Genomic DNA, 5,276 nt, shown 5'->3' on the forward strand with positions numbered 1-5,276 from the left:
ACGCCGAGCGGATTCACGTTGGCGACGAAATCCGCGACATAGGCGTCGGCCGGCCGGCGCACGATTTCCGACGGCGTGCCGCACTGGACGATGCGTCCGCCCTCCATGATCGCGATCCGGTCGCCGATCTTGAAGGCCTCGTCGAGGTCATGGCTGACGAAGATGATGGTGCGCTTCAGATTGCGCTGCAGCTCGATCAGCTCGTCCTGAAGACGGGTGCGGATCAGCGGGTCGAGCGCCGAGAACGGCTCGTCCATCAGCAGGATCGGCGCTTCGGTGGCAAAGGCGCGGGCAAGGCCGACGCGCTGTTGCATGCCGCCGGAAAGCTCGCTGACGAGCTTGTCGCCCCAGTCCTTCAGCCCGACGAGCTCAAGCTGGGTCTCGGCCTTGTCCAGCCGCTCCTTCTTGCTCAGGCCCGCAAATTCGAGGCCGAGGGCGACATTGTCGCGCACATTGCGCCAGGGCAAGAGGCCGAACTGCTGGAACACCATGGAGACCCGTGACAGCCGGATATGGCGCAGCGTCTTGTTGTCGGCCGAGGTCACGTCGGTCATCTGCGTGCCGTCATTGACCAGAACGCGGCCGCGGCATACCGGATTGAGGCGATTGACGGCCCTCAGAAGCGTCGATTTGCCCGAGCCCGAAAGCCCCATCAGCACCAGAAGCTCGCCTTCCCCGACGGTGAGCGAGCAATTGTGGACGCCGAGGACCTGGCCGGTCTCCTGCTGCACTTCGGTGCGGTCCTTGCCGGCATCCATCAGGGGCAGGGCGCTTTCCGGCTTGTCGCCGAACACGATATTCACATCTTCAAAGACGACCGCATCAGCCATTGTTGCGTCCTCCGATCTTCAGAACCCGGTCAAGAATGATGGCGACGACGACGATGACGAAGCCGCTTTCGAAACCGAGCGCGGGATTGACCTGGTTGAGCGCGCGCACCACCGGCACGCCGAGACCGTCTGCGCCGACAAGGGCCGCGACAACCACCATGGAGAGCGACAGCATGATGGTCTGGTTGAGGCCCGCCATGATCTGCGGCAGCGCATGGTGGAGCTCGACCTTGGTCAGCTTCTGCCAGGGCGTGCCGCCGAAGGCGTCCGCCGCCTCGAGAAGCGGCTTCGGAACCGAGGAGACGCCGAGATGGGTCAGCCGGATGGAGGCGGGGATGACGAAGATGACGGTCGCCAGCAGGCCAGGCACCATGCCGATGCCGAAAAAGATGATCGCCGGAATGAGATAGACGAAGGGCGGCAGCGTCTGCATCAGGTCGAGAACGGGTTGCAGCACCTGATAAAAACGCGGCCGGTGGGCGGTGAAGATGCCGATCGGCACGCCGATCGCCATGCAGATGATGCAGGAGGAGATGACCAGCGCAAGGCTTTCCGTGGTCTCCTCCCAGTAGCCCTGGTTGATGATGAACAGAAAGCCGAGAAAGACGAACAGCGAAACCTTCCAGTTGCGCTGCAGCCAATAGGCAAAGGCGGTGACGACAATGGCGACGACGATCGGCCCGGGCGCCTGCAGGAGCCACAGAAGCCGGTCGATGAGCCAGCCCATGATGTCGGCAAGGCCATCGAAAAACCAGCCGCCATGGATCTGCAGCCAGTCGAAGACGTCCTGGGCGAAGCGCCCGAGCGGGATCTTGTAGTCTGTCAGCCAGTGCAAGAGGTTGCTCCTTCTTTGTCCCCCAATGGCCACGGTCTTGACCATGGCCGCACCGCCGCCTTTGCCGGGCGACGGATCGCATCATTGATGAAGATGATAAGGAAAGGCCCGGAAAAGCCTGTCGCCGTTCCGGGCCCTTTATGCCTTAGAGGCCGAGCGAGGCCTTGACAGCCGGCAGACCCGGCTCGCCGGCGGTTGTCGTCACGCCGTCCAGCCAGGCGTCGAGGACATCCGGATTGGCCTTGAGCCAGTCGGCCGTGGCGTCGCCCTCGTTCTCGCCGTCATTGAGGATCTTGCCCATGATCTCGTTTTCCATTGCCAGCGAGAACTTCAGGTTTTCCAGAAGCTTGCCGACATTTGGGCATTCGTCAGCAAAGCCCTTGCGCGTCACGGTGCGGACAATGCCTTCGCCGCCGAAGAAATCCTCGCCGCCGGTCAGGTATTTCAGCGAGTAGGTGGCGTTCATCGGATGCGGCTCCCAGCCGAGGAAGACGATCGGCTGTTCCTGGCGGTACTTGCGGCCGACCATGGCGAGCATGCCCTGCTCGGAGCTTTCGACAACCTCGAAATCCTTCAGGCCGAACTTGTTCTCGTCGATCAGAGAGACGAGATAGGCATTGCCCTCATTGCCCGGCTCGATGCCGTAGATCTTGTGGTCGAGCTCGTCGCCGAACTTGGCGATGTCGGCATAGGTCGTCAGGCCCTTGTCGTAGGTGTAGGTCGGCACGGCGAGCGTGTATTTGGTGCCTTCCAGATTGGTGGCGACGACGTCGATCTCGCCCTCGTCGATATAGGGGGTAATGGCGCTGGTCTGGGCCGGCATCCAGTTGCCGAGGAACACGTCGACATCGTCGCTCTTCAGCGAGGCGAAGGTGACCGGAACGGACAGGACCTTGACGTCGACCTTGTAGCCAAGACCTTCGAGCAGGTGCTTCGCCGTCGCGGTCGTGGTGGTGATGTCCGTCCAGCCGACATCGGAGAAGCTTACGCTGTCGCAGGCCGTTTCCTGGGCTGATGCGGCGCCGGCGGAAAGGGTTGTCGCGGCGGCAAGAGCGGCGAGGATCATTCGGAAGTTATCAGACATGTCAGCGTTCCTTTCGGGTCCGTTGCAAGATTGCCATTGCGCCTTGGCCGGCGCGGCGAAAAACTGTTGGCTTCTTTGATTGATCAGTCAATCAATATAACATATGTTAATTCCTGTAAACGGCGAAGCAGGCAAAGTTGCATATTTCTTCGCCACCAAACGTCTCTGAGCATTTTTTCAGCGGGTTGAGCCGATGCCGAAAACCGGAATGGAAACGATCCGACGCGATGCCCTTGTCAGGGCCGCGATCGAGGAAGTCGGCGAAGTCGGCATGGTCGAGGTCACGGTCGCGAAGATCGCGAAGCGGGCGGGCGTCTCGCCTGCGCTCGCGCATCATTATTTCGGCTCCAAGGACAAGATATTGTTCGCGGCCATGCGGCGCATCCTTGATGAGTTCGGGGCCTCGGTCAAGGCCCGCTACAAAACCGCCCATACGCCGGAGGAGAGGCTGGTCGCCATCATCGAGGCGAGTTTCGGTCCCGACCAGTTCGACCCCGCCGTCGTTGCCGCCTGGCTTGCCTTCTATGTGCAGGCCCAGCGCAAGGGCGATGCCAGCCGGCTTCTGTCGATCTATGAGGCGCGTCTGCGTTCCAATCTCGTCTTCGCGCTCAGACTGCGCGTCGGCCGCGCGGCGGCAAACCGCATTGCCGCCGGCCTCGGCTCCATGATCGACGGGTTTTATCTGCGCGCGGCGCTGAAGGATTTCAGCACCACGCGCAGGGGCGCTATCGAAATGACCAGGGAATATCTCGAACTCACGCTTGCCAAGGAGATGTCCAAATGACCGCGCGGCCGAACATTCTCGTTCTGATGGTCGATCAGCTCGCCGGAACCCTGTTCCCCGATGGCCCTGCCGACTTCCTGCACACGCCGAACCTGAAGAAGCTTGCCGCGCGTTCGACGCGGTTTCAGAACGCCTATACCGGCTCTCCGCTCTGCGCGCCGGCGCGCGCCTCCTTCATGAGCGGGCAGTTGCCGCGCCGCACCCGCGTCTATGACAATGCGGCGGAATTCTCGCCCGACATCCCGACCTATGCCCATCACCTGCGCCGTGCCGGCTACCAGACATCGCTTGCCGGAAAGATGCATTTCGTCGGTCCCGACCAGCTTCACGGCTTCGAGGAGCGGCTGACAACCGATGTCTACCCGGCCGATTACGGCTGGACGCCGGACTATGCCAAACCGGGTGAGCGCATCGACTGGTGGTATCACAATATGGGCTCGGTCACCGGCGCGGGCGTGGGCGAGATCACCAACCAGCTCGAATATGATGACGAGGTCGCCTATGAGGCGGTGCGCAAGGTCTATGATCTCGGTCGCCGCAAGGATGACCGGCCCTTCATGCTGACCGTCTCCTTCACCCATCCGCACGATCCCTATGTGGCCCGGAAGAAATACTGGGACCTTTACGAAGACTGCGACCATCTGGAACCCGAAGTCGGCGCGATCGACTACGAAGCGCAGGACGGCCATTCGAAGCGGATTTTCGATGCCAATGATTTTCGCAGTTTCGACATTTCCAAGGAGGACATCCGCAGGGCGCGCCGCGCCTATTTCGCCAATGTTTCCTATATCGACGACAAGATCGGCGAGATCCTCGAGGCGCTGGACGGCGTCGGGCTTGCCGAGGACACCGTGATCGTCTTTCTCTCCGACCATGGCGACATGCTGGGCGAACGGGGCCTCTGGTTCAAGATGAGCTTTTACGAGGGTTCGTCGCGTGTGCCGTTGATGATTTCCGCCCCGGGCATGGAACCAGGTCTCGTCAGGACGCCGGCCTCGACCGTTGATATCCCCGCGACGCTCGCCGATCTCGCCGGTGTCGACATGGCAAGCGTCGCCCCCTGGACCGACGGAGAAAGCCTTGTCCCGGTAGCCGCCGGGCAGACGCGAAAAATGCCGGTGCGCATGGAATATGCGGCCGAAGCGTCGGAAGCGCCGCTGGTTTCGATCCGCGAGGGCCGGTTCAAATATAATCACTGCGAGCTGGATCCGCCGCAGCTCTTCGACCTTGAGGCCGATCCGCACGAATTGACCAATCTGGCCGATGATCCCGCCCATGCCGAGACGGCGGCCGGTTTCGCGGCGAAGGTGCGCGAATACTGGGACATGGCGGCCTATGACGCCGAGATCCGGGAAAGCCAGGCGCGCCGCCACATCGTCTATGAGGCGCTGCGGCAGGGCGACTATCACCCCTGGGACCATCAGCCGATGAAGGTCGCCTCCGAGCGTTTCATGCGCAACCATATGGATCTCAACATCCTCGAAGCCAGCCAGCGCTGGCCGCGCGGCGAATAGGGCGTTTTCGCCCTCCAGACCAACGACCCGGATCAAGCGGAGAATGACCATGCATGCACAAGCCAGCCATTTCATCGACGGCGACTATGTCGAGGATGCCGACGGCCGGGCCTTTGACAGCATCAATCCGGCAACCGGCGAGGTGATCGCCAGGCTTCATGCCGCAACGCCGGCGATCATCGAACGAGCCATGGCGTCTGCCGAGCGCGCCCAGCGCGAATGGGCTTCA

6 protein-coding genes are annotated in these 5,276 nt (G+C 62.0%); 3 read left to right on the top strand and 3 right to left on the bottom strand.

Going from position 1 to position 5,276, the window contains the following annotated elements; translation table 11 throughout:
- The 3 genes from choV to choX all read right to left on the bottom strand — a co-directional run.
- Positions 1 to 830: choline ABC transporter ATP-binding protein (choV, locus tag AC5DC2_RS18875; RefSeq protein WP_491699581.1), on the bottom strand; the 830-nt coding region annotated here is incomplete at its 3' end.
- Complete coding sequence (choW, locus tag AC5DC2_RS18880; RefSeq protein ID WP_491699582.1) at positions 823 to 1,665, bottom strand: choline ABC transporter permease subunit; 843 nt, start codon at positions 1,663 to 1,665, stop codon at positions 823 to 825. The genes choW and choV, both read right to left, overlap by 8 nt.
- A gap of 145 nt (positions 1,666 to 1,810) precedes the next feature.
- The gene (gene choX, locus AC5DC2_RS18885) at positions 1,811 to 2,749 is read right to left on the bottom strand and encodes a choline ABC transporter substrate-binding protein (RefSeq protein ID WP_491699583.1); all 939 of its coding nucleotides are present in this window, start codon (positions 2,747 to 2,749) and stop codon (positions 1,811 to 1,813) included.
- A gap of 193 nt (positions 2,750 to 2,942) precedes the next feature.
- Here choX and betI point away from each other — a divergent pair, with 193 nt between their 5' ends.
- The 3 genes from betI to AC5DC2_RS18900 form a co-directional block, all read left to right on the top strand.
- Positions 2,943 to 3,533: a transcriptional regulator BetI gene (gene betI, locus AC5DC2_RS18890; RefSeq protein WP_491699584.1), complete on the top strand. Its 591-nt coding sequence runs from the start codon at positions 2,943 to 2,945 to the stop codon at positions 3,531 to 3,533.
- Complete coding sequence (gene betC / locus AC5DC2_RS18895) at positions 3,530 to 5,047, top strand: choline-sulfatase (protein ID WP_491699585.1); 1,518 nt, start codon at positions 3,530 to 3,532, stop codon at positions 5,045 to 5,047. Before betI ends, betC begins: the two co-directional genes overlap by 4 nt.
- A gap of 43 nt (positions 5,048 to 5,090) precedes the next feature.
- Positions 5,091 to 5,276: aldehyde dehydrogenase family protein (locus AC5DC2_RS18900; RefSeq protein WP_491699586.1), on the top strand; the 186-nt coding region annotated here is incomplete at its 3' end.

Source organism: Martelella sp. (assembly GCF_984369615.1).